General features: G+C 40.8%; 21 protein-coding genes. 6 read left to right on the forward strand and 15 right to left on the reverse strand.

The features are described 5' to 3' along the window. Nucleotides 1-215: 215 nt before the first annotated feature. From ND6B_RS12310 to ND6B_RS19580, 3 genes are all read right to left on the reverse strand, one after another. A complete protein-coding gene (locus tag ND6B_RS12310) occupies nt 216-1,373 on the reverse strand; it encodes an acyltransferase family protein (RefSeq protein WP_033103124.1) in 1,158 nt (385 codons plus the stop codon). A 364-nt stretch (nt 1,374-1,737) separates the two neighbouring features. After that, the gene (locus ND6B_RS12305) at nt 1,738-2,829 is read right to left on the reverse strand and encodes an IS91 family transposase (RefSeq protein WP_033103125.1); all 1,092 of its coding nucleotides are present in this window, start codon (nt 2,827-2,829) and stop codon (nt 1,738-1,740) included. 110 nt (nt 2,830-2,939) lie between these two features. Beyond that, the gene (locus ND6B_RS19580; protein WP_235420461.1) at nt 2,940-3,659 is read right to left on the reverse strand and encodes a tyrosine-type recombinase/integrase; all 720 of its coding nucleotides are present in this window, start codon (nt 3,657-3,659) and stop codon (nt 2,940-2,942) included. Between the two features lie 390 nt (nt 3,660-4,049). Here ND6B_RS19580 and ND6B_RS12295 point away from each other — a divergent pair, with 390 nt between their 5' ends. Together ND6B_RS12295 and ND6B_RS12290 are read left to right on the forward strand one after the other, a co-directional pair. Continuing rightward, complete coding sequence (locus ND6B_RS12295) at nt 4,050-5,321, forward strand: O-acetylhomoserine aminocarboxypropyltransferase/cysteine synthase family protein (RefSeq protein WP_033103126.1); 1,272 nt, start codon at nt 4,050-4,052, stop codon at nt 5,319-5,321. Between the two features lie 68 nt (nt 5,322-5,389). Further along, nucleotides 5,390-6,049 (forward strand): NADPH-dependent FMN reductase, encoded by a 660-nt coding sequence (locus ND6B_RS12290; RefSeq protein ID WP_033103127.1) that lies wholly within the window; start codon nt 5,390-5,392, stop codon nt 6,047-6,049. Between the two features lie 16 nt (nt 6,050-6,065). Here the strand turns inward: ND6B_RS12290 and ND6B_RS19900 are convergent, their stop codons facing one another. The 6 genes from ND6B_RS19900 to ND6B_RS12265 all read right to left on the reverse strand — a co-directional run bounded on the left by ND6B_RS19900 (nt 6,066) and on the right by ND6B_RS12265 (nt 13,195). Then, a complete protein-coding gene (locus tag ND6B_RS19900) occupies nt 6,066-6,254 on the reverse strand; it encodes a DUF1289 domain-containing protein (protein WP_081844568.1) in 189 nt (62 codons plus the stop codon). Between the two features lie 14 nt (nt 6,255-6,268). After that, nucleotides 6,269-6,784, reverse strand: a complete 516-nt coding sequence (locus tag ND6B_RS12285) for a hypothetical protein (RefSeq protein ID WP_033103128.1) — start codon at nt 6,782-6,784, stop codon at nt 6,269-6,271. A gap of 423 nt (nt 6,785-7,207) precedes the next feature. Further along, a complete protein-coding gene (hisIE, locus tag ND6B_RS12280; protein WP_013463284.1) occupies nt 7,208-7,822 on the reverse strand; it encodes a bifunctional phosphoribosyl-AMP cyclohydrolase/phosphoribosyl-ATP diphosphatase HisIE in 615 nt (204 codons plus the stop codon). Continuing rightward, nucleotides 7,816-8,592: an imidazole glycerol phosphate synthase subunit HisF gene (gene hisF / locus ND6B_RS12275; RefSeq protein WP_033103129.1), complete on the reverse strand. Its 777-nt coding sequence runs from the start codon at nt 8,590-8,592 to the stop codon at nt 7,816-7,818. Before hisF ends, hisIE begins: the two co-directional genes overlap by 7 nt. A gap of 462 nt (nt 8,593-9,054) precedes the next feature. After that, a complete protein-coding gene (locus tag ND6B_RS12270) occupies nt 9,055-12,114 on the reverse strand; it encodes an efflux RND transporter permease subunit (protein ID WP_033103130.1) in 3,060 nt (1,019 codons plus the stop codon). A gap of 10 nt (nt 12,115-12,124) precedes the next feature. After that, nucleotides 12,125-13,195 (reverse strand): efflux RND transporter periplasmic adaptor subunit, encoded by a 1,071-nt coding sequence (locus tag ND6B_RS12265; RefSeq protein WP_028834567.1) that lies wholly within the window; start codon nt 13,193-13,195, stop codon nt 12,125-12,127. A gap of 555 nt (nt 13,196-13,750) precedes the next feature. Between ND6B_RS12265 and ND6B_RS12260 the strand changes: the two genes are divergently transcribed. Together ND6B_RS12260 and ND6B_RS12255 are read left to right on the forward strand one after the other, a co-directional pair. Beyond that, complete coding sequence (locus ND6B_RS12260) at nt 13,751-14,758, forward strand: catalase family peroxidase (RefSeq protein WP_033103131.1); 1,008 nt, start codon at nt 13,751-13,753, stop codon at nt 14,756-14,758. 16 nt (nt 14,759-14,774) lie between these two features. Then, the gene (locus ND6B_RS12255) at nt 14,775-15,314 is read left to right on the forward strand and encodes a cytochrome b (RefSeq protein ID WP_033103132.1); all 540 of its coding nucleotides are present in this window, start codon (nt 14,775-14,777) and stop codon (nt 15,312-15,314) included. 79 nt (nt 15,315-15,393) lie between these two features. Here ND6B_RS12255 and hisA read toward each other — a convergent pair whose 3' ends face one another. The 6 genes from hisA to hisG are packed head-to-tail and all read right to left on the reverse strand — an operon-like array spanning nt 15,394 to nt 21,094. Continuing rightward, entirely contained in the window at nt 15,394-16,119 is a 726-nt protein-coding gene (gene hisA / locus ND6B_RS12250; RefSeq protein WP_033103133.1) for a 1-(5-phosphoribosyl)-5-[(5-phosphoribosylamino)methylideneamino]imidazole-4-carboxamide isomerase, read from the reverse strand. Between the two features lie 33 nt (nt 16,120-16,152). After that, nucleotides 16,153-16,743, reverse strand: coding sequence for an imidazole glycerol phosphate synthase subunit HisH (hisH, locus tag ND6B_RS12245; protein ID WP_013463293.1), 591 nt, complete (start codon nt 16,741-16,743; stop codon nt 16,153-16,155). Then, complete coding sequence (gene hisB, locus ND6B_RS12240) at nt 16,740-17,801, reverse strand: bifunctional histidinol-phosphatase/imidazoleglycerol-phosphate dehydratase HisB (RefSeq protein WP_033103134.1); 1,062 nt, start codon at nt 17,799-17,801, stop codon at nt 16,740-16,742. Before hisB ends, hisH begins: the two co-directional genes overlap by 4 nt. Beyond that, nucleotides 17,798-18,898, reverse strand: coding sequence for a histidinol-phosphate transaminase (gene hisC, locus ND6B_RS12235; RefSeq protein ID WP_033103135.1), 1,101 nt, complete (start codon nt 18,896-18,898; stop codon nt 17,798-17,800). Before hisC ends, hisB begins: the two co-directional genes overlap by 4 nt. After that, nucleotides 18,888-20,189, reverse strand: a complete 1,302-nt coding sequence (hisD, locus tag ND6B_RS12230) for a histidinol dehydrogenase (RefSeq protein WP_013463296.1) — start codon at nt 20,187-20,189, stop codon at nt 18,888-18,890. The genes hisC and hisD overlap by 11 nt, the downstream gene beginning before the upstream one ends. A 5-nt stretch (nt 20,190-20,194) precedes the next feature. Further along, on the reverse strand, nt 20,195-21,094 hold the full coding sequence (gene hisG, locus ND6B_RS12225; RefSeq protein ID WP_013463297.1) for an ATP phosphoribosyltransferase: 900 nt from the start codon (nt 21,092-21,094) through the stop codon (nt 20,195-20,197). 395 nt (nt 21,095-21,489) lie between these two features. Between hisG and ND6B_RS12220 the strand changes: the two genes are divergently transcribed. Both ND6B_RS12220 and ND6B_RS12215 read left to right on the forward strand, forming a co-directional pair. After that, a complete protein-coding gene (locus tag ND6B_RS12220; protein ID WP_033103136.1) occupies nt 21,490-21,723 on the forward strand; it encodes a hypothetical protein in 234 nt (77 codons plus the stop codon). Between the two features lie 497 nt (nt 21,724-22,220). Beyond that, on the forward strand, nt 22,221-24,404 hold the full coding sequence (locus ND6B_RS12215; RefSeq protein WP_033103137.1) for a M4 family metallopeptidase: 2,184 nt from the start codon (nt 22,221-22,223) through the stop codon (nt 24,402-24,404). Nucleotides 24,405-24,422 lie beyond the last annotated feature (18 nt).

The following is a 24,422-nucleotide window of genomic DNA, read 5'->3' on the forward strand; positions in this document are numbered from 1 at the left end:
CTTATAAACTTTGACATACTGCCTCAACCCTCAACTGAATCAATAGTCTAATTATATAAATATCAGTATATTAAGTGAACTAAATGTATAGATTAATAGATCATAAGCAGAACATACTTAGACCAAAAGGTGATCAGAGTTTTCACACAGTCTGTGCCAGAAGCAGACGGTCAGGAGTTATAATGTCTGAAGTCAAGATTTGACCCCTTTGGCTTTTAGTCCTGCTTAATTGGCTTGTTATAAGCCACTGGCACAACGTTATTTTTAGGCTTTAAGCCAAACAAAAACCTTAAAAAGTTTGATGGTTTAATAATAAACCAACAAATCACGGTGGTAGTAAAAAAGGATAAAGCGAAAAGAGAAATAACCTTTAACAAGATTGGGGTTTGCCATGCGATGACATAATAGCCTATTACCACAATTACGGTTTGATGAAATATATAAAAAGGGTAGATTAACTCGTTACTAAGGCTTACCCATTTTGGTGTTTTTGTAAAATAGAATTGCGCATAACCTAAAATAGTTAAAAATGCAGACCATGCAACTAAACAACAAACCAACCACCAGATAGACCAACGCATATCTAGTGACAAGTACTCACTCAAGTCAGGGGAGTAATAATAAGAATAAAAAAGTATCGTGCTAAATACTAACAACAGTAAATTATAAAATCGTTGATCATATATTGCTTGCCAAATAACGTTGCTACGAACAAAAAGCATACCTGCAATAAAAAAGAAAAAATAGAAAGCTGAAGAAGACAGGTTTTCTATCTTTTTATCGTCACTTGAAAACGTTAACGAAAAATACACTTTTATTATTATGAGCAATATAACAAGTAAATACAGACCGATTTTGTGTTTTGACAATACTTGCACAAAGTTAATTATTGATGTACCGAAAGACGAGCTAAATAGTCTATTTAATGGGATAGCAAGCAAGAAAAAAACAAAAAGGTACTCTATAAACCAAAGGTGATTAGTTTCGAATTTTAATGCGAGAGATGGGTATTCTTGCCAGTATGATTGCATCTCAGCAATATTTTCAATATAAATTTGCGGAGGAATAATTAACAAAGAGCCAATCAAAAGGGGAATAAATAATCTTAGAAATTTGTCTTTGACAAATTTCAATACAGTTACCTTTGATAGCAAGATAACAGAGCCAACACCTGAAATAAAAAATAAGATTGGTAATCTAAATTGTTCAAAATAAACCATGATATCATCGAGAACTTTGCTCGAATCGTTATTCATAATGTGCCAACCATCTCCATTAAAAGGCATGCACACATGATGAAGGAATACTGCAAAAATCAATATCACCCGTAACCAATCTAACTCGGAAAATCTTACAGTGTTTTTCAATTCCATTTGATAACCTTAAAGTTTAGTAGATACCACAATCTGTGTGGCTTATAACATTTTAGTATTTATGCGACACGCTGTTTGTGTTGCATAATCACTTGTTGGACTGAGCCGCTACCTGCTCGGTGTGTCAGAGTTGGTGTTGTTTATGCTATGGGAATTTGCTTTTTAGAGGCTCTCACTTTCCTCGCTAATTTAATCAGCTTAGCGAGTGTTATGTAAGCTTTCCCTGCATTGCTCAGCGCTTATTATGTATTCATTACACCTAAATTTGCCTTAATAAGCAATTATATTTTTTACACGTACAGAGGCCGCTAGCCTGAACAATTAAGCAGGTTAACTTATTGATTTGATGCAGCAAGCAAGGCTGCTAACTCGTTCGCACTATTTTATTTGTCGCCTCATCTAAATTCATCACACCAATAAATCGTAAGGTACCCGTCTTGCATGACTGGCAAAACCAATGGGGTATTAATCGTTCTTGCTCTACCTTCGGCTTCACCGCTTTGCATGGGGTTACTGGTGCTTGAGCCTTTATTAACCCTAACTTTCGCTTGCGACATGCATTGGCTAAAAAACCATAGTGGCGAATGCGCATAAACCCTTTGGGCAATACATGTTGTAAGTAACGACGTAAAAATTCGTCACAACTCAGTGTCATGACCTTATCGCGGTTATTATCTGCATAATCGTGGTATTTAAAGCTCACTGACTGCTCATTCGCTGACACTAATCGCGATTCTGACATCACGCCTTTTCGTGTATAACGAGCAAGGTAACTAACTAGCTTTTCACTGTACGTTAAACAGGCTTTGCTATACACGCACCATTTTGTTGGCGTGTTTATCTTCACGAATGAACCATCTGATTCGTTTAACGCCGCCAGCATTTTTCCTCTAAACACTGTTGATAACGCTTTTACGGGGTATAAGTAGCCTTTTTCTATTTCATGCCAGTGCGCTTTATCTAGCGCGCCTGCGGGTATCAAGCAATGCAGGTGAATATGCTGACTTAAGTTTTGCCCCCACGTATGCAGTACGCTTGTCATGCCTAACTGGCCATGCCTCTTTCGTTTCGCAAATTTGCTCAGCGTTTGCCATGCGGCTTTAAATAAACACTGGTACAACGCGCTTGGGTTATAGTGCGCAATGATATTCAACTCATGAGGGAGCGTAAAAACAAGGTGGAAATACCGACACGGTAATAAATCCTCTTGCTGCCTTTGCACCCACTTAGCAGTAGCCATGCCTTGGCAACGCGGACAATGACGGTCTCGACAACTACATCCAATCTTTTGCGACTCACCACAGTTATCACATTGCCATGCTTGATAACCGAGATGACCCGTTCTGCATGATTGAAGGTGCTGACACACGCGCAGTTGTTGATAGCTCATCGTATGATGCTGTCGATAATTCTCAAGATTTGAGTTTAAAATATCAGCGAGATGCAAAGCGCTCACTGTTTACCCCAACTCGCAAGCAAATCAATGCCGCCATGCCCTAATTCAGGTAACCAGTGTAAGTAACTTTGTGTGGTTTTAATATCACTGTGACCAAGCTGATGTTGCAGTTAATGAAGTGGCATACCTGATTCAAGTTGGTGTGTTGCATAAGCATGGCGTAAAGCATGTGGGTTACAGTGCTTTAAGCCACACGCTTGTGCATGTTTTCTCAATGCCTTTCTGAAGCTTGAGGGTGACATGGGTTTATCCATTAACAACCGCGAGTAAAACATCCAGCCCGTTGGATGATACATTTTCCAATAACAACGTAATTGATTCAGCACACTGTCTGATACAACCACATACCGTGACTTATCCCCTTTACCCTGTTCAATTAAAATGGTTTTACGCTGTCCATCGATATCTTGCACTTTAATGCGTAGCAGTTCGCTAACACGTAAACCACAGCCATAACACACCGCTATTAACGTTTTCAATCGCATGTCAGTGCAGCTTTCTATAAGCCGTCGCATGTCATCGCGCGATAAATACGTGGGTGCGCGAAGTTTTACTTTTGGCAGTACAATATCTAAGTTAAGTGGGCGGTGTAAAATATTCTTAAACAGAAACCAAATACTGTTTATTTGTATTTTTTGGCTTGCTCTGGAGAGCTTGCGAATAGCGGGATCTTTAAAAAAGATATTCAGCTCATCATCAGTAATCGAATCGAGTGGTTTATTAAAATAATGGCTGAGTTTAAGCAAATGCTCGCAGTAACTTTTACAGGTACTTTGTGAATAACCAAGGTAGGCTATTTCAGTTTTGACTTGTTCAATGAGTGTATTCATGACTTACCTCCAAGTTATGGGATAACCCCAAGGTAAGTGTGGCTCAAATGATAAGAATAGGATCTCCGCGTAGCGGCTTAGTTCAACAATTTAATAGTGCGCTAATCGCGCATATTTCTGCCGATGTCACGCTCATTTTTCTTTTTATATATTTTTAACAAATTATCTAACATATTACTATCACTAAGTTTTTATTATCATCAAGTAACAAAGAACAGATTAACATGCGCGCTTGGCTCATTTTCTTGAATATATGAGCAAACGATAGTTTTAACACTTACCTAGATACAGCATTCAATCAAATTACTTCAACATTCTTTAGTATATTTCATGTGCATTTTGTAACCATTAAATGCTACGTTAGGTGTAACTATATTGAAGGAATAAATTATGAAACTTGAGTCTTTAGCGTTGCACCATGGTTATGAATCTGAAGCCACCACTAAGTCGGCGGCGGTGCCGATTTATAACACCTCTTCGTACACCTTTGATAATACCCAGCATGGCGCTGATTTATTTGATTTAAAAGTGCCGGGTAATATTTATACCCGCATAATGAACCCGACCAATGCGGTACTTGAGCAGCGTATTGCCGCGATGGAAGGCGGCATTGGTGCGCTGGCAGTGGCCTCGGGTATGGCGGCGATTACCTATGCAATTCAATGTTTATGTGAAGTGGGCACTAATATTGTAAGCACCAGCCAAGTGTATGGCGGCACTTATAATTTATTTGCCCACAGCTTGCCGCGCCAAGGTATAGAAGCGCGAATGATTAAAGCCGATGATTTTGACGGTTTTGAAAATGCTATTGATGAAAATACCCGTGCGGTATTTTGTGAGTCGATTGGTAACCCTGCAGGGAATATAGTTGATATTGATCGCCTTGCGAAAATTGCCCACAGCAAAGGGGTGCCTTTAATTGTAGATAACACTGTGGCTACGCCGTATTTATGTCGGCCATTTGAGTTAGGTGCCGATATTGTGGTGCACTCACTCACTAAATACATTAACGGCCATGGAACCGCGATTGGCGGTATGATTGTTGATTCGGGCAAGTTTGACTGGAAAGCCAATGCGACTCGTTTTGCGATGATGAATGAGCCTGATCCGTCGTACCATAATGTAGTGTATACCGATGCGTTTACTGAGGCGGCGTTTATTGGGCGTTGCCGCGTTGTCCCTCTTAGAAATACCGGTGCGGCGCTTGCACCTAAAAACGCATCAGACATTTTAATTGGCCTTGAAACATTAGGGCTAAGAATGGATCGCCACTGCGAAAACGCGCAAAAAATTGCTGAATATTTAGAGAGCCATCCAAAGGTGCTTTGGGTTAATTACGCGGGATTAAAATCAAGCCCATATAACGAAATGAGCCAAAAAATTACCAACGGTAAGGCGTCAGGTATTTTAAGTTTTGGCATTGCCGGTGGCCTTGAAGCCGGTACGCGCTTTATTGATGCCCTGAACATGATTTTACGTTTGGTAAATATCGGCGATGCTAAATCGCTGGCGTGTCATCCTGCATCTACCACGCACCGCCAATTAAATGATGAAGAACTGGCCAATGCGGGCGTTAGCCGCGATTTAATTCGTTTATCGGTGGGTATTGAAAACATTGACGACATTATTGCCGATGTAAGCCAAGCGCTTGATAAGGCCTAAATTGTACAGTAAATACCTCAAACTTTTTTGAGGTATTTATTTTTGTAATCAAAAAGGAGTGCCGATACATGAAATTTTTAATTTTTCTCGGTTCGGTTAGAAAAAGTACCCCACCTAAGCCTGCGCGTTTAGGGGAGAGAGTAGCAAAAGCATGTGAGCGTTGTTTGCTTGAGTACTACTCTGAACACGAAATAGAGCTTATTGATCCGCTCGATTACGATTTAGACCCTGTGTTTAAACCGCACTTTGCCTATACGCAGGCTGAGGTACCTAAACAACTTGATGATTTAGCAGCAAAAATTAAAGCCAGCGATGGCTTTGTTATGGTGAGCCCTGAATATAATCATTCGATGAGTCCGGCACTTGCTAATTTGCTAAACCATTTTGGAAGCTCGTTATTTGGCTATAAACCCAGCGCAATTGTTACCTATTCTGCAGGGCAGTGGGGCGGCGTGCGCGCTGCTGTTGGCATGCGCAGTTTTTTAAGTGAACTAGGTTGTTTGCCGGTATCAGCAATGATACATGTACCAAAAGCACAGGATGTGTTTATTGAAAGTGGTGACGCAAATAATGCGGCAGAGCAAACATCATGGGATAGCTATTTTTCGCGCACCTTTAATCAATTAATTTGGTGGGCAGAAGGTGCAAGCAAACAACGTGAAGCGTTAGACCCTAAGCAATTAAGCAAAGACTTTAAACGCGACCCATCACAACGTAATGCGCCTTAATGGTTATAAATTTAAGCTAGTCTTTTTTAGCGTCTTCACGAGGGGAGGCCAAAATAGTTTGCTTTTGCTCATCGGTTAAAATAATCCAGTCGAATATTTCGTCACTTGTGCGCCCGCACCCAGTACAGTAGCCATTCATTCTATAACATTCACCGATACAGTCTGTTTTTAAATGAGTGGATTGTTTACTGGGTATTAGGCGCATACATTCTCTCGTAATTATTTAGTGGCGACGGGCTTTCCTACTTCTAACGAGGTAGACCAGGTTTTAATTTTTGATAAGGTTTTGCTGGTATAAACAGAAATAACCGGCGATTTATCATCAAGTACAAAGGTGGTGCGCAGAGAGGTTTCCGACTCTTTTTGTGTTTCTAACCAGTTGCTATTTTTTGTTAAACATTGGCGAGTGAGCTCAACGGCTTGTTTATGCATGGCAACGGCTTGTTGCTGGTCTTTGTAGTTTTCTTGACAGCGATAGGTCACGGTTTGATTGTTAAAGCTGGTTACTTGGCAGTTATTGCCAAATACGTTGTACTTTGCGCTCCACACATCTAAATAAGGTGTTTTTACTTTGGTGTCTTTTAACGCTTCAAAGCGATTGTCATAGGCGGCAATTAGCCCATCCATTTTTTCGCAGGGGGTTAGGTTATCTAGTTTAGCTTTTTGCTCAGTGGTTAAACTGCTACAGCCAGATATAATTAGGCCAGTTAATACCAGCGATATATAGGTTTTCATAATGCGCTATCCTTTTGTAATAGCTATTCCTTGAACATTAGGGTCTATTGACCTTTCAAGGTTGAATTTTCAGCAGTCTGTTTGGTATTTAGGCAAGGCAGAGCCTATGTAGTGTGGTTATTCCCCATAAATAGGTGATAACGCAGCATCAATGCCAAACAGGCGCTGCCCTTCGGGTTCTGCCTAGGGGCGATTTACTCTTTGTTGCTCGGTTTTGACTTAGCCCACTAGGTTGCAAACCTCGCGCCGCGATTAAACCGCCCCTAGTTTGAACAAATTTTAATCCGCAAAGGTCAACAGACCCTAGTTAAAGAATACCTAAGGGAGGGAGTAAATGCTATTCGCAAGGTGTAATTTAAAGTGAATTTATGGTTTTAACATACTGAGTGCGCCACAAAATGGCGCACACAGTAACAGGCGGTTTTACTTATGACGCCCTTGTAGGCAAGCAACTGCATCGGTGAGCTCTAAGCCTTGACGCTGTAGTAACACAATTAAGTGATACAACAAGTCAGCCGATTCGTTAGTAAGCTCATTGTTGTCGTGTTTCATTGCCGCAAGCGCCACTTCAACGCCTTCTTCACCTACTTTTTGGCAGCTGCGGCTTAAGTCTTCAGCAAATAAGGACGCGGTGTAGCTTTTAGCTGGATCGTCGTTTTTACGTGCAACAATCACATCTTCAAGTTGCGCTAAAAAGCTTAAGCTTGGTTTTGCAGCATCGCCAAAACAGCTTTGCGTGCCTAAATGGCACGTTGGCCCTTCTGGGTTTGCCAATACTAAAATTGAATCGTAGTCGCAATCTGTATGCACAGAGACCACGTTTAAGTAGTTTTCTGATGACTCGCCTTTGGTCCATAAACGCGATTTAGAACGCGAATAAAAAGTAACCTTATTACTTTCAAGCGTAACAGCAAGCGCTTCGCTATTCATAAAACCTTGCATTAAAATAACGCCAGAGCGTGCATCTTGAACAATGGCAGGGATCATCTCGCTTTTTGCGAAATCAACTTGAGTTAGGTTTTCTTGCGTTACTAGCATAATCTGGCTGCCACTTGGTTATCTATTAAAAATTGTTTTAGTTCGCCAATGTTAATCACGTTTTTATGAAAAACGCTGGCTGCGAGTGCACCATCTACTTTGCTTTGTTTAAATACATCAACAAAATCTTGCATTGTGCCTGCGCCCCCTGAGGCGATTAAAGGAATGTCGCATAGCTCGCGTATTTTGCTTAGTTGCTCGTTGTCGTAACCATTACGAACGCCATCTTGGTTCATACAGTTTAAAACAATTTCGCCAGCGCCTAAGTCTTGCACCCGCTGAACCCACTCTTGGGTTTTATAACGAGTACGGCTTGAGGCATTAGGATCGCCTGTAAGCTGATACACTAAGTATTCACCGGTTGTTTCATCGTAAAAGCTATCAATACCGACAACCACACACTGCTTGCCAAACTCATCGTGTAACTCTTTTATAAGCTCAGGACGGGCAATGGCAGGGCTATTAATACTGATTTTGTCAGCGCCGCGTTCAAGTACGCGCGCTGCATCGGCTACCGATTTAATGCCACCCGCTACACAAAATGGAATATCGATATGGCGGGCAATATTTTCTACCCAATTTACATCGAGTAATCGTTTTTCAACGCTTGCACTGATCTCGTAAAATACCAGTTCGTCGGCACCGGCTTCACTGTAGGCTTTAGCAAGTGTTAAAACATCGCCGACTACCTCATGGCCCTTAAATTTAACGCCTTTAACGACTTGGCCGTCTTTTACGTCTAAACAAGGAATTATGCGTTTTGATAACATGCGCTTACCTCGTTTTTAAAATTCTGGATTGTAATATGGTTATTATTACGTTTGTTATTGGTATAACTCATTAGAAAACACATAGACTGCACTTGATATGTTATATTTTTAATAAAAATGAATAGTTAATTTAATGAATGAATCTAAATGCATTACTATGCAATGAATTCTTGGCTCCACTATATAATAAAACTTGCGCTATGTTAATGGTAAAAGCTAGAACTAAAAGTGATAATTCATTCCGGAAAAAAGCGCAATCTTGAAACCGTATACTAAATTCATAAAATACTAAAAATTAGCGTGTTTCTTTAGAAAACCGATAGCAGTTTCGACCGGAATTTTTAGCCTCGTACAGTGCTTGAAAAGTCTGTAATGTTGGCTGGAATTTTTTATAAATTGCATAGTCGCGATTTAATAATTGGCCATGACTTTTTACTAAGCATGGCCAATTTTTCGTTAGTTTTAATTAGTTGTTTGTTCGCCTTGTTTAACGTTCATAAATATCGCGTAGAGCACGGGGATCACAATTAAAGTCAGTAGGGTGGCAAACAGTAACCCAAACACCAGTACCACTGACATCGATTGGAAAAACGCATCAAAATACAGTGGAATAACCCCTAGTACGGTGGTGAGTGTGCCCATCATTACTGGTCTTACCCGACTATTTGCCGAATCGATAATGGCATTATAAGCAGGTTTTCCTTGGCGAATTTCCATATCCATCTGATCCACTAATACAATGGCATTTTTAATCAATAAACCAGAGAGCGACAGTAATCCTAATATACCCATAAACTCTAATGGGATTTGTGTAGTAACCAGCCCAAAAACAACACCAATTAAGGCTAATGGCACCACAAGCCAAATAATAATAGGTTGTTTTAATGCGTTAAATAACACAATAACAATGAGTACCATGGCTAAAAAACCCAGTGGAATAGTTGAGGCCAGCATTTCGTTAGACTCTTTCGATTGACCATATTCGCCATCCCATTCTAGGCGGTAGCCTTGTGGTAGTTCAATGGCTTCTATTTTAGGTTTTACTCTATTAAATAACTCAGAAGCAAGCTCACCTGGCAGTGGATCGGCTTGGGCTTTTATGGTCCATTCACGGTCTTCACGTTTTAATATGCCGTCGCGCCATACGGTTTTAAAGCCATTGGTGACTTGAGCAAGAGGCAGTGTTTCACCAGTGATATTGCTTTGCACTTGAATGTTACCAATATCGTTTATGTCTACGCGTTCTTTTTGTGGCGCTCTGACGATAATAGGAATGAGCTCTTCGCCTTCACGATACTGCCCAACAACTTGCCCTGAAAAGTTTTGTTGCAGTGCTTCGGCAACGGCTTTACGCGTCACACCCGCGCGCTGTGCATTAATGGCTGAGTACTGTGGCTCAATCACACTAATGCGTTGTCGCCAGGTGTCTTTAATTGACAGCGCACCGCCATCTTCAATTAATACGGCTTTTGCTTTTGCTGCCAGCTCTCTTAATACACTCGGATCGGGGCCTTTAAATGTGGCTTCTATTTTAGAGCCACCACCGGGGCCCATTACAAAGCGCCATACTTTGCCTTGCGCATCCACAAAGTTATTATCGATGTAGTTTTGTACCCTAGGTAAGAGTTGATCTAGTTTTTTATAGTCATCGACTTTAGCTAAAATTTGCCCGTAAGAACTGTTTGGTGATTCGCTGCCATAAATAAGCATGTAACGTAATCCGCCACCGCCAATAAGCGTTTGTATGCCTTCAACGCCGTTTTGTTGTTTTACAAACGCTTCAAGTTTGAGCATGTCTTTTTTGGTTTTTTCAATATCGGTGCCTTGTGGTAACCAAAAATCAACCACCATTTGCGGCGTGGTGGAAGCTGGGAAAAACCCTGATTTTACAAATTGAAAACCCCACATAGACACACTAAACATGGCAACCACAACAGTAACCGTTAACCAGCGATGATGAAGTGCCGACACTACAACCGATTGATACAGTGCCATGAGCTTATTAGGTTTTGCTGAACCGGAGGTATCGCCATCTTGTTCTTTAAACAAGCAATAACAAAACAGGGGAGTTAGGGTAATGGCAAATAACCAGCTGTATAACAAAGAGATTAAAATAACCCAAAATAAATGGCCGGTAAATTCAGCGGTATCGCCTGGGGCAAGTCCAATAGGTGCAAAGGCAACAATGCCGACTAATGTACCGCCAAGTAGTGGCCATTTAGTTTGTTTTACAACTTCACTGGCAATGTCTAACTTTTTACGCCCTTGTTGTGTGCCTACCAAAATTCCTTCTGTCACCACAATCGCATTATCAACCATCATACCGAGGGCAATAATAAGCGCACCTAAGGAAATACGGTGCATGGGTATACCGCTAAAGTCCATGGTAGCAAGGGTGGCAAAAATGGTTAGCAGTAATACGGCGCCAATAATAATCCCAGAGCGCAACCCCATAAATAGCAGTAGCGTGACCATGACAATCACCAGCGCGACTAATACATTAACCACAAAGTTATCGACTGAGTCTTGTACCACTTTTCCTTGGTGGTAAAACTCATGCACGCTGATGCCAAGCGGTCTGAGGTTTTCAGTTTGCGTTACTTTATCATCAACGCGGTCAAACACTTTTACCACATTAGCGCCTAATACACTGGCAACCCCCAGTGATATGGCAGGCTTAGAGTTGTAGCGCACTAACTTGGTTGCTGGGCTTTGAAAACCGCGGTATACATTGGCAATATCTTTTAGGTAAATTGTTTTACCTTTAGCGCTGGCACTTACCAGTAGGTTTTTAATGGTATCAACGGAGTTTAATTCGCCGGTGGGATCAATAAAAATACGTTGATTGCCAATTTGGGTATTACCTGCACTCAATACGGCGTTTTGTTCATCCAAAATACCGTAAATGTTATTGATAGATACACCTAAAGAGGCTAACTCTTCTCGGGCAATTTCTACAAATATCCCCTCTTGTTGTACGCCCGTCATGGCAACTTTCGCTACACCGTCTACTTGTAAAATGTCACTTTGTAGCGTTTTAGCATAGGCATGCAGTTCATCGGGGGAGTAACCTTCGGCAGTAATTAAATAACTTAAGCCATATACATCGCCATAATCATCAAACACTTTGGGGGTCCCTGTACCAGGAGGAAGTGTTGGGCGAGTATCGTTAATTTTGTTTCTGAGTTTAGTCCAAATAACTTGTAGCTCAGATTTGGTTGGCGAAAATTCTGATTTAATTTCTACTTTAATTTCAGATAACCCTGTAGATGAGGTCGACGATATAGTATCGACTTCTTGTAACTCTTGAATGGCACGCTCAAGCGGCTCGGTCACTTCTTTAGCAACCTCAAGCGGGCTCGCGCCTGAATAAGAAACAAATACTTGCGCGGTGCGAATTATAAATTCGGGATCTTCAAACCGAGCCATGTTTTTGTATGACGAAAAACCAAAGCCAAGCGTTAAAATGATGAGTATAGTGCTAATTAATTTATTATTTATTGTCCACTTTGCTAAATCCATGACTGCGCTCCTATGCTTTAGTCCAAGGACGTACTTTCATACCCTCAGTCACATAGTTTGCACCTGCACCTACAATCACATCACCTGCTTTTAAGCCCTCAGTAATAATCAGTTGTTCGCCAATACCTTGCTCAATAGCAACGAGTGTTTTTGATACTTGCATTGTTTGTTGGTCAACAGTCCATACGAAATGCTGGCCGTTTTCTTCAAAAATAGCAAAGGTAGGGACAGCCAGTCGTGTTGCGTTTGAACTTGTTTGACGTTCTATTTTTAGGCTGGCATTCATGCCAGGTAATATATTAAGGTTATTGGGTACAGCAAACGAAAAGCGTACTTCATAGGTTTGACTGGCTGAGTCGGCTTCTAAATTCGCACGTCTAAATGTGGCAGGGATAGGCGCAGCCGATACATCTTGTAAAATAACAGTCGCTACATTGTTTTGTTTAGAATCTACCGTGGCCACAATAGACGCGGGAATATTTACAACCGCTTCCATTTCACCTTTACCAAATAGGGTAACTACATGTTGCCCAGCACTGATGTTTTCAAGCTGCTTTACTGGAACTTCTGCAACAATGGCATCGTAAGGCGCTATGATTTTACTGTCAGATAATGCCTTTTGCGCTGAGTCATACTGTGATTCGGCCACTTCTTTTTTAGATTTTAGTTGCTCTATATCTCGCTGTGAAATAACACCGTCTTTTGCAAGCTTTAAACCACGTTGATAATCATTGTTGGCCGTTTCAAACTGTATTTTGCTCGACTTAACCTCATTAACAAAGTTTCGTTGCTCTAATGCGGCTATTACGTCTCCTTTTTTTACATTTTGCGCAGCAATAACGTTGAGCTTTTCAAGTTTACCACTGACCTGAAAGGCCAGTTTTGAGCTGTTTATTGTATCTATAGTGGCAGGATAGGTGAGTGTTTTTGATTGAGAGCCATCATCAATGGTTATTAACTTAACAGGGCGTGGCTTGTTTTGCTTTTGAGTGCTGACTTCGCTATCTGAACAACCGGCTAACAACAACAGTAGCGCAATACTAATAAAATTAAATTTAGTAAAACATGGTTTATTGATCATCTTGCTTACCTTAAATAAAAAGTGCGGTGTTAATCGTTGGCATTTTTGTGTGGTTCAAAATTATAAAATGCGTAAATGTGTTTATTTTCGAATTTACCTGTAATGCTGTTTATTAAGCTATAACTACTTACTACTTGAAAAAAGCAGTAGATAACGAGTGAGTAATAAATAATATTTTAATTTCAACAGTTTATTATTGCTGTACGGTTTTGTTTTAATTTGTGTGATTTTGTAGAACGTAATAAATCAGCACCCCAATGCTTGCTTTGTATCAACATTAGTATAATTAACAATCGGCTTTTTTAAAGCGCAGCTCATAAAGATTATATTTTTGGAATTTAAAATACTTAAAGTGCGGTTTTTATTAATTGAATTGAAATATTAATTGCTTGGGGTCGGTCTTGTGAGTGTCGTGTCGGTATAACTAAATAAAAGCTATCCGATCTAAAGCATATCTCAGTAATGGTTAGCCATTAATTTAAAGACGTAATTAAAACTATGAAAAATTCCAAACATAATCATCATGAAAATAATCATACGAGGTCTAATCCTACCATGAGTAAAAAAATCACCTTAATTGCAATAATCACTTTATTTGCACTGACGATTTTATATTTTACCGGTGCTTTTAACAGCGATGCGGTTACTGCGCAGCGTTTTGTTAATTTACAACAAGGTGATCAAGCCCATGCGGGTTTTCGTCGTGCTCACGCTAAAGGTATTTGTTTAGCAGGGTCGTTTGAGTCTACCGGTGAGCTTGCTAAATATTCGCAAGCCAAGGTATTTGATTTAGGCGCCACGCCTTTTGTTGGCCGTTTTTCTATTGCAGGGAATAACCCAACCGCGCCTGATTTAAAAGCACCGGTGCGCAGTTTAGCGTTTTCTATAACTACCGATGATAACCAAGAATGGCGCGTGGCAATGAACACACCTCCGGTTATGGCGGTAGCGACGCCAGATGCGTTTTTTAAACAACTACAAGCACTTTCACCCGATCCGGTAACCAAAAAACGCAGCCCTGAAAAAATTAAAGCCTTTTTTGCCGCACACCCTGAAAGTGCCGCATTTAATAACTGGAAAGCCAGCTACAAACCAACCAGCAGTTTTGCCACTGAGCAATACCACAGCATTAACGCTTTTTATTTGGTTGATGAACACGGTAAAAAGCACGCCGTACGTTGGATAGCTAAACCACAATTAAGTGATGAAAACATTCAACCACTTAATAATGATTCAGCCGATGCATTGCAGCTACAACTTAAAGATCAAGTTACTCAAGCCCCCGTTAAATTTGACATGCTGTTTAGCTTTGCAACCGCTGAAGATGATGAAAATAACCCAACTGTTTTATGGCCACAATCACGCAAAACAATTAACGCAGGCACATTAGTTATCTCAAGCCTTCAGGCGCAAGAAGGAGGCATGTGTGCTGATATGAACTTTGATCCCTTGGTACTTCCTACAGGGATAGAGCCAAGTGCCGATCCTATATTACGTGCCCGTGGCGCGGCTTATGCTGAATCATTTCGTCGTCGTGCTAAAGAAGTACTTTTAAATAATTAATAACAGGAAATATCGAATGAAAACAATTAATAAATACTCAGCGTCGAGTATGCTTATTCACTGGGCTATGGCGTTAATCATACTTTCTATGTTATTTCTTGGTTTGTCGATGGTGCAAAGTTTAGCGGTTTGGCAAGTAGAGGCCATTGCGCTGCATAAGTCGTTTGGTGTTTTAGCGTTAGTGTTAGTTGCTATTAGATTAATCAATAAAGTAGTCACCACCAGCCCTGCATTACCACCGAGTGTGCCTAAAGCTCAGGCATTAGCAGCGCATTTAACCCAAGTGGGTTTATATGCATCTATGATTTTAATGCCGATTTCAGGCTGGTTAATGCAAAGCGCTGATGGCCGTCATGTGAGCTTTTTTGGTTTATTTACTTTGCCTAGCCTAGTAAGTAAAGATATTGAAACATATGCTTTTTTTCGTGAAGCACATGGGTTTATTGCTTATGCATTTTTATTGTTTATTTTTATGCATGTTAGTGCCGCGCTTTATCATGGTTTAATAAAGCAAGATGGCGTATTAGGCTCTATGTTGCCGGGTAAGCATAAATAAACTGATTGTTTTATACAAAAAAGGCACATATGCGCTCGCACCTGTGCCTTTTTTGATTTAGCTGGTTAAGCCTATCTGTTTAGCTTAATTTAAGCGCGTCTTCTACGCTAAAGGCACCATCTAATAAAGATTTACCTAAAATCACGCCGCCCACACCAAGTTCATTTAGCCTTTTAATATCATCCAACGAACTCACACCACCTGAGGCTTGTACTTTAATATCAGCGTTGTGCTTTACTAGGTCTTCGTATAGTTCAAATGAAGGGCCTGTCATGGTGCCGTCTTTACTGATGTCCGTGCATAAAAAATCAATAATGCCCAGCTCAACATAAAAATCAATAAGTTCAAATAGCCCAAACTCAGATTCATTTAACCAACCATGGGTTGCAGGCGCCCAACCGGACTCTGTTTTATTAACATCAAGGGCAATTACAAAGTGCTCAGCGCCAAACTTTTCAATCCAGGCTTTAACCTGTTCACGCTTTTCAACTGCCATAGAACCAATAACCACTTGGTTTGCACCGGCTTTTAGCCAATCGCTCACGTCTTGCTCTGAACGAATACCCCCACCCACTTGATAGGGCACATTCAGTGCTTTTGTGGCTGCTTGAATATGTTGCCATTGTTTTTTACTGGGATCGCGTGCCCCTTCTAAATCAACAAGGTGCAGTTTACCCGCGCCGCTATCGGCGTATTGCTTTAAGCGGGCGCCAAGTTCAAAGGGGTAAAACTGTGCGGTATCATATTTACCTTGATACAAACGTACAATTTGATTTTGTAATACGTCTAATGCTGGAATAATCACTGTGTATCTCTTTTATTTTTTATTAACAGTCGCTTATAACTGCCAATCTAGAAAGTTTTGTAATAAACGAGTGCCTACTTTAGCACTTCGCTCTGGGTGAAATTGCATACCGGCATAGTTATCTTTAGCGACAATGGCTGAGAAAGTTTGCCCGTATTCACTACTGACTAAAGTGGCATCGTTAACGGTGTGCGCAAAGCTGTGCACATAATAAACCTGATCGTCTTTATGTAGCCCTTTGGTTAGTGGGTGTGCTTGTTGGATAGATAAATTATTCCACCCCATATGCGGTGACGTTAAACTACCTACATCCAGTGCTTTTACTTGGCCTGGTATTTTACCTAAGCATTGCACGTTACCTTCTTCGGTGCTTTCACACAGCAGTTGCATCCCCAAGCAAATTCCCATTAGCGGGCGCTGATATTCGTTAATCGCTTGCTGCCAACCATTATCGACTAGGCGCTTCATAGCCACAGATGCATGGCCAACACCAGGTAAAATAGCGCGCTCATAGCCCGCTAATTGTTCTGGCGAGGTAATAACGGTAGGGGTTTTACCTAAACGCTCAAATGCAAAGCGTACCGAGTTAATATTGGCACAACCGGTATTAATTATCGCTATCATAAACACCCCTTAGAGCTGGCTGTTTGTTGACTTGTATCTTGTGCAATTGCCATACGCAGTGCCCGTGAAAACGCTTTAAATAAGCCCTCTACTTGGTGATGACAGTTACCGTCACTTACCGACAAAATAAGGCTAATTGCTGCGTTATCACTTAAGCTTTTGAAAAAATGCTCTACCATTTGTACGTCTAAATCACCGGCTTTTTCGCGGCTAAAGTTTGCATTTAACACAAACGAAGCACGTCCAGATAAGTCAATTTGCGCTTCGGCTTTACATTCATCCATAGGCAATGCAAAACCATAACGCGCTATTTGTGATTTTGTGCCCAGCGCTTGTTTAAGAGCAACCCCTAAGGCAATACCAATGTCTTCAACAAGGTGATGCTCGTCTATGTGTAAATCGCCTTTGGCTTTAATGTTTAAGCCAATGTTTGCGTGGGTGCGTATTTGATCCAGCATGTGATCAAAAAAGCCTAGGCCGGTGTCTATGCTACCGTTTTTAGTTTGATCAAGATTAACCGCTACATCAATTTGTGTTTCTTTAGTGTTGCGTGTAACACGGCCTTCACGGTTGGCTGTGGTCAGCTTAGTAACAATAGCAGGCCAGCTACCATCATATAAAATACCTTCACAACATAAGTTTTGCGCAAGGCCAATATCTGTTTGGCGGTCGCCAATTACAAAAGAGCGCGCTAAATCTACCTTGCCAGAGCGCATAAGCTCGGTCAGTAAGCCTGTTTTTGGCTTACGGCAATCGCAGTTTTGTTCATCAAAGTGTGGGCAAATGAGTACATCTTCAAAGTTAATCCCTTGGCTGTTGAGTATGTCCATCATTTTGTCTTGGGCTATGTCAAAATCCGCAGTAGGGAAACTGTCAGTGCCTAAACCATCTTGATTAGATACCATAACTAGGCGATAACCAGCGGCTTGTAGTTGTAATAATGCCGGAATAACACCAGGTAAAAAAGCCAACTTTTCAAGGCTATCTACCTGTTTGTCGGTGATTGGCTCTTCAATAATGGTGCCGTCACGGTCTATAAATAAATAGGGATTACTCATGATACTTCCTGTTGTGATAGGGCTGTTGGGGTGGTTAAACCATCGAGCCAAATTTTTACTTGTTCTAATTCTTGTTCGCTACCAATTGAAATGCGTAGCCAGTCGTCTTCACCGTATAAGGTAAATGCTCGCATGACTAAGCCTTGTTCAAGGGCAACTTTAAAGCTGTTTTTATCGGCCAATTTTAAGGTAACAAAGTTGCCTTCACCAGTGAGAATTTTTAATACAGCAGGGGAGGCGTTTAACCACTCTATTAGCTTTAATTTTAAGCTGTTTAAAATGCTGACTTGGCGACGCATAGAGGTAATGGCATCAGGGGCAATGGCTTGCGCTGCAATACTCGCTACCACGCTCGATACCGGATACGGTGCAATGACTTTACGAATGGGCGCAAGTACACTGGCTTGAGCGAGGGTAAACCCGGTTCGCAGGCCTGCCAACGCAAATGCTTTTGACAGTGTACGTAGCACTACAATATTACTAAACTCGTTTATAAGTTGTGTTGCACTTTGCTCTGGGCAAAACTCAATATAGGCTTCATCAACAATCACCAATGCTTTACCTGCAAGCGCAGTGGCAATGGCTTTTACTTTATCTAGCGGCGTTAAACTACCTGTTGGGTTATTTGGATTACAAATAAACACCAGTTTTGAGCTACCGACCGCAGTGACAATATCATCAACATTGGCTGTTAATAATAACTCTTGAGTAAGCGCGTTAATAGCCACATTGTGCGTATCAGCAGTGACTTTATACATACCGTAGCTAGGCAAAAACAGCGCAATACTATCTTTAGCTGGCTGGCAATACGTGCGTACTAAAAGCTCAATGCCTTCATCTGCACCTCGAGTCATAAGGACATTGTCGCTTTTAAGCTCGGTATAAGCTGCATAGCGATCAATAACCAATTGTGGCTGAGGGTCGGGGTAGCGATTTAAATCTTCAATACTCAGCTCAAGGTTTTTAGCATATGGGCTTTCGTTGGCATTGAGCCACGTTGTGCCTGTTAACTTTTCACTTTTAGCCGAGCTGTAAGCAGCAAGCGCTTTAATATTATCGGGTAATAAGCTGGTTGCTTGGGCGCTCTCATTGCTCATTGTTTATTGCCTCTAAACGAATTGAAACCGCATTAGCGTGGGCATCAAGGCCTTCTGCGTCTGCCAGTGGTAAAATAGCTTTTGAAAGCTCAGTTAAGCCACTTTTACTAATAGTTTGTACTGTGTATGTGCGGAAAAAATCAAGCAAGTTTAAGCTTGAGTATGTCGCGCTATAACCGTAAGTAGGTAATACGTGGTTAGTACCTGATGCATAATCGCCAGCCGATTCTGGTGTGTAGTCGCCAACAAATACTGAACCTGCATTTTTAACCGCATCAAGGTACGGGCTTGCATCTGCCAGCTGTAAAATTAAGTGCTCTGGCCCATATTGCGCTGATACATCAAATGCTTGCGCTATTGAATCCACTAAAATAAGTGACGAATTGGCCAACGCTTGTTCAGCGGTGTCTTTTCGGCTTAAGTTAGCTAATTGACGAGTAAGCGCGTCTTGTGTTTGTTTAATAATAGTTTCGCTGTTACACAATAAAATAACTTGCGAGTCGGCGCCATGCTCTGCTTGTGAGAGTAAATCGGCCGCAATAAACTCTGGATTTGCTCGTTCATCTGCTATCACTAATACTTCAGATGGACCTGCTGGCATATCAATCGCCATTCCTGGAATTGTTTGTGCAACTAACTGCTTTGCCATAGTCACAAAGCTATTACCTGGGCCAAAAATTTTATTCACTTTAGGTACTGATTCAGTGCCGTAGGCCATTGCAGCAATCGCGCCTGCACCACCGCTTTCAATAATAGTGGTGATACCACATAATTTAGCAGCATATAAAATAGCAGGATTTATTGCTTTATCGCCTTGTACGGGGGTAGTGAGTACCACGGTTTTTGCACCGCTTAGCTGCGCCAATACACCTTGCATTATAACTGACGATGGCAATGGGGCACTGCCACCGGGTACATAAATACCGACCGCTTCGATGGCTTGATATTTCAGTTCACATTCAACGCCTGGTTGAGTCGATAATTTAATATCTTTAGGCAGTTGCGCTTGGTGAAAACATTTTACATTTGCATAAGCGGTATCAATTGCATACTTAAGCTCAGGGCTTAGCATTTTCTCAGCGGCATTAATTTCATCAAGTGGAACACGTAAACGCGGCTCAGCTCGGTTATCAAACTCTTTTGCTAACGCCAGTAATGCAGCATCCCCTTGCGCATTTACTTTTGCCAAAATAGTTTGGCAAATACTTTCTACTTTTTCACTCGCTGATACAGCAGGGCGCATCAGCGCCGCTGCTTGAACCTGTGATGATTCTTCATTCCAACGAAGCATGGCTGTTACTCCATCATTTTTTCAATTGGCATAACTAAAATAGAATTCGCGCCGAGTGCTTTAAGTTGCTCCATGGTTTCCCAAAATAACGTTTCGCTGCTTACCATGTGCAATGCTACATATTCGTCAGATCCTGCTAGTGCAAGTAATGTAGGTTGACCAGAACCAGGCAGGATTTCACAAATTTCATCCAGCTTGTCTTTTGGTGCGTGTAGCATGATGTATTTGCTTTCTTTGGCTTGCTTAACACCACGCAAACGCGGCATCAATTTATTGATAAGCGCGAGTTTGTCAGCATCTTGCAGTTGGGTGTTTTGAATTAAACAAGCGTTTGACTCTAAAATTGTATCACCCTGCATCAAGCCATTGGCTTCAAGGGTTGCACCTGTTGAGACCAAATCACAAATGGCATCAGCAAGACCAGCACGCGGCGCCACTTCAACAGAGCCTGTGAGCATAACAGTGCTGGCGTTGATGCCTTCACGTTTTAAATATTGGCTTAAAATTTCAGGGTAGGTGGTTGCAATACGTTTGCCTTCAAACCAGCTTTTGTCTTGCTTACCTAGTTCTTGTGGCCATGCAAGTGCAAGACGACAGTAACCAAAATCTAATTTTGATAATTTAGTTACTTCGCTTGGAACGCCTTGGCGCTCTCTTTCTGCTTGTACTTCAACTAAAACGTTTTCGCCAACAATACCTAAGTCACATACACCGTCCATAACTAAACCTGGGATATCGTCATCGCGTACACGTAAAACGTCAATTGGCATGTTGGTTGAGTGTGCTATAAGGCGCTGCTCGCGAAGGTTGAGTTTTACACCCAGTTGCTTAAGCAGATCTTGACAATCTTTAGATAGGCGGCCGCCTTTTTGGATGGCGATACGAAGACGATTACTATTATTCATTACTCATTTTCCTTTAATTTAAAAACTAAAAACCCCGAGGGAAACCTCAGGGCGAAAATGAATCTTGGTATGTTGATTCGCCAGAGGTTTCCTTTTAGGAACAACCTCTCAGCGAAAGACCTGACAGGTTATTCCGATGAATGATGGTGGTGATGTACTGCTGTCAGAGTATTGCGCATTTTTTATCCTGTTTAGCTATTCGTTATTATGTTAACGCTTAGCTGCTGTTTGTTTAATAAATTTCGCATTTATAAAAACACATAAACCAATAGCTGGCAAGAAAAATTTTCTTAAATTAAAGAATACCTTATAACTGTCGATAATAACTAAAGGTTTGCTTTATCTATCAACAGTTTTATAGTGATTAAATTACATTCAATTCAATGGAGGCACGCATGGATATAATGATCCCTTATTTAGGGCCTATTACGCGTTTAACGCTTGAATCTAAAGGGGCTTTTCATATTGCTGGGGTTCAACAAAGTGCCAGTGCCAAAAAAGTCGAGTTAGAAGAGCGTAAAAAAAGAGAAGTAGAAAAACAACATAAGTTGTCGTTTGACGAAAATAAATCGCGCAATAAAACCGCTGAAGAAGATGACGACAAACCCCATTTAGATACATGGGCTTAGTACAAGTGATTGGCGATACCGTTATTGCCTCAAGTTAAAATCGCCCTCAATCAAAGCAAATTTGTTTAAACATAGCAAATAGTGGTGCATGGCTATGAACTGCGTGTTTTTAAAACTACTCCCTACCCATTTTAAATAGATTACCCCTCTTTTAAAGCTCAACAGGTAAAGTATTTTCCTTTGCAACTACATGCTCATTGAGCAGTCGATTAGTGATTAACAATAAAGCGTGTGATTTTAAAATCTAATGCTTTTTGCTGGCTGTTTTATGTAAATATATGTATACGAAATGTTATTTCTGGCCTTCATTAGTTAAAACAGTAGTTTTTAAATCATTGTAAAATAATAGATTAATTTTCGAGCTAATACTTTAATTGTAAATTAAATGTTTAATTTTCGTTATTTAAGTTTGTGACCTACTCTGATCCTTAATCGGGTACAAGGTGTGCCGATTAATACAAATATATTAAAAACTTAAACTTTAACGGAGCGTAAACGTGAATTTATCTAAAATCACAATAGCAACTTTTGCTGCTTTAACTTTGGTTCAAGCAACAAATGCAGTAGCTGCGAATAAGAAATACCTAAATCAACAACCGACAATTAATAATATGGTGCAATCAAACTCTGCTTCCTTGTTATCAGTAAGTTCAAATCAGTTGATTGGGTTGAGTGTAGGGAACGAATTAGTTGTATTAAAAGAATTTACTAGCAATAACGGAGAAGTAACCCTCCGCTATCAACAAACGTATCAGGGCATTCCTGTCATTGGTGATACGGTCAGCTTAACATTTAATAATGGGATGCTTAAAAAAGCCCATGGTGCAGCTGTTTATAATATTGATGAAGATTTATCTGATGTATCGGCTAAATTGACAAAAAAAGATGCGATTTTAAAAGGGTCTAAAACGGGTATAGCTGCAAAATCAGTAGGCTTAAAAAAACATAATGAGCAATCCAGACTTGCTATCTGGGTTGACGATCAAAATAAGGCGCATTTAGTTTATGAAGTGTCTTATGTTACTTATGGCAAGTCACCATCAAGGCCATACCTGATCATTGATGCTAATACCGGTGAGGTCTTGCTTAGTTACGATAACCTGCAACATGCCAATGCAACAGGTCCTGGCGGTAATCTAAAAACAGGCAAGTATTTATATGGAACTGATTTTGACAGCCTAGATGTTAGTCAATCAGGTAATACTTGTAGCATGAATAACGCAAATGTTCGCACTATTAATTTAAATGGCGGAACAAGTGGCTCTTCTGCGTATTCATTTACATGTCCTGAAAATACATTCAAAGAAATAAACGGTGCTTATTCACCGCTAAACGATGCTCATTTTTTTGGTAACGTTATTTTTAATATGTATAACGATTGGTTAGGGACTGCGCCTTTGAGTTTTCAGTTACAAATGCGGGTTCATTACTCAAGTAACTATGAAAATGCGTTTTGGGATGGCAGCGCAATGACCTTTGGTGATGGGCAAAATACATTCTACCCGTTGGTGAGTTTAGATGTTTCTGCGCATGAAGTCAGCCATGGCTTTACTGAGCAAAATTCAGGCTTAATTTATAATGGTAAACCAGGCGGGTTAAACGAAGCATTTTCGGATATGGCTGGTGAAGCCGCTGAATTTTATATGAAAGGTAGCAACGATTGGCTAGTCGGAAAGGATATTTTTAAAGGTAATGGTGCACTGCGTTACATGAATAACCCTACCCAAGATGGCCGCTCCATAGATAACCAAAGTAACTATTATTCAGGTATGGACGTGCATTATAGTTCAGGTGTTTATAACAAGGCATTTTATAATTTAGCAACCACGCCGGGTTGGGATACGCAAAAAGCCTTTATCGTAATGGCACGTGCTAACCAACTATATTGGAGTGCGGGTGTAGGCTGGGATTTAGCCGGTAACGGTGTGATGGATGCTGCGTGTGATTTAAATTATGACCCTAATGATGTAAAAGCCGCTTTGGCTGCGGTAGGTGTTAATTCAAATCTTAGTTCAGGTAGTGATTGTGCTACACCACCACCACCGACTGACGATGAAGTGTTAACCAATGGGGTAACCCGTACGGGTATTAGCGGCGCAGAAAAAGAGCAACTATTCTTTACTTTGGAAGTCCCTGACGGTGCAACAAATCTTCAATTTAATACAATGGGTGGCTCAGGTGATGCAGACCTATATGTTAAATTTGCTAGTAGACCAAGCTTAAATAACTATGATTGCAATAGCACAACATCTACCAGTACAGAAAGCTGCAACATAAGTAATGCACAAGCAGGAACTTACTATGTAATGGTTGAAGCATGGAGTGCGATATCTGGTGTATCGCTAACGGGAAGCTACTCTGATGGGAATGGTGGTGTGACGCCAATTAATAGAACTGAGTCTAATATTAATGTGACTACTAATAACTGGAGCCGCTTTACTCAAGATTTATCAGAAGGGTATAGCACTTTAAATATTAGTATTGCCGGTGGTAATGGTGATGCTGATCTTTATGTAAACTTTGGCTCGCCTTCAAGTACGTCTTCATACTTATGTAGACCCTACAAAAATGGTAATAATGAAGAATGTACATTTGATAACCCACAAGCAGGTACTTGGTACATTGATTTAAGAGGTTACAGCTTAGCAAGCGGCGTAACACTCAAGGTAACGGCTAATTAGGCATACATATAAAAAGGG

The sequence above is a fragment of the Pseudoalteromonas sp. ND6B genome, assembly GCF_000764215.1.
Taxonomy (GTDB): Bacteria; Pseudomonadota; Gammaproteobacteria; order Enterobacterales; family Alteromonadaceae; genus Pseudoalteromonas; species Pseudoalteromonas tetraodonis.

Coding starts and splice junctions, on each gene's coding strand:
- ND6B_RS12310 (WP_033103124.1), bottom strand. CDS start 1,373: ATGGAATTGAAAAACACTGTAAGATTTTCCGAGTTAGATTGGTTACGG.
- ND6B_RS19580 (WP_235420461.1), bottom strand. CDS start 3,659: ATGAATACACTCATTGAACAAGTCAAAACTGAAATAGCCTACCTTGGT.
- ND6B_RS12295 (WP_033103126.1), top strand. CDS start 4,050: ATGAAACTTGAGTCTTTAGCGTTGCACCATGGTTATGAATCTGAAGCC.
- ND6B_RS12290 (WP_033103127.1), top strand. CDS start 5,390: ATGAAATTTTTAATTTTTCTCGGTTCGGTTAGAAAAAGTACCCCACCT.
- ND6B_RS19900 (WP_081844568.1), bottom strand. CDS start 6,254: ATGCGCCTAATACCCAGTAAACAATCCACTCATTTAAAAACAGACTGT.
- ND6B_RS12285 (WP_033103128.1), bottom strand. CDS start 6,784: ATGAAAACCTATATATCGCTGGTATTAACTGGCCTAATTATATCTGGC.
- hisIE (WP_013463284.1), bottom strand. CDS start 7,822: ATGCTAGTAACGCAAGAAAACCTAACTCAAGTTGATTTCGCAAAAAGC.
- hisF (WP_033103129.1), bottom strand. CDS start 8,592: ATGTTATCAAAACGCATAATTCCTTGTTTAGACGTAAAAGACGGCCAA.
- ND6B_RS12270 (WP_033103130.1), bottom strand. CDS start 12,114: ATGGATTTAGCAAAGTGGACAATAAATAATAAATTAATTAGCACTATA.
- ND6B_RS12265 (WP_028834567.1), bottom strand. CDS start 13,195: ATGATCAATAAACCATGTTTTACTAAATTTAATTTTATTAGTATTGCG.
- ND6B_RS12260 (WP_033103131.1), top strand. CDS start 13,751: ATGAGTAAAAAAATCACCTTAATTGCAATAATCACTTTATTTGCACTG.
- ND6B_RS12255 (WP_033103132.1), top strand. CDS start 14,775: ATGAAAACAATTAATAAATACTCAGCGTCGAGTATGCTTATTCACTGG.
- hisH (WP_013463293.1), bottom strand. CDS start 16,743: ATGATAGCGATAATTAATACCGGTTGTGCCAATATTAACTCGGTACGC.
- hisB (WP_033103134.1), bottom strand. CDS start 17,801: ATGAGTAATCCCTATTTATTTATAGACCGTGACGGCACCATTATTGAA.
- hisC (WP_033103135.1), bottom strand. CDS start 18,898: ATGAGCAATGAGAGCGCCCAAGCAACCAGCTTATTACCCGATAATATT.
- hisD (WP_013463296.1), bottom strand. CDS start 20,189: ATGCTTCGTTGGAATGAAGAATCATCACAGGTTCAAGCAGCGGCGCTG.
- hisG (WP_013463297.1), bottom strand. CDS start 21,094: ATGAATAATAGTAATCGTCTTCGTATCGCCATCCAAAAAGGCGGCCGC.
- ND6B_RS12220 (WP_033103136.1), top strand. CDS start 21,490: ATGGATATAATGATCCCTTATTTAGGGCCTATTACGCGTTTAACGCTT.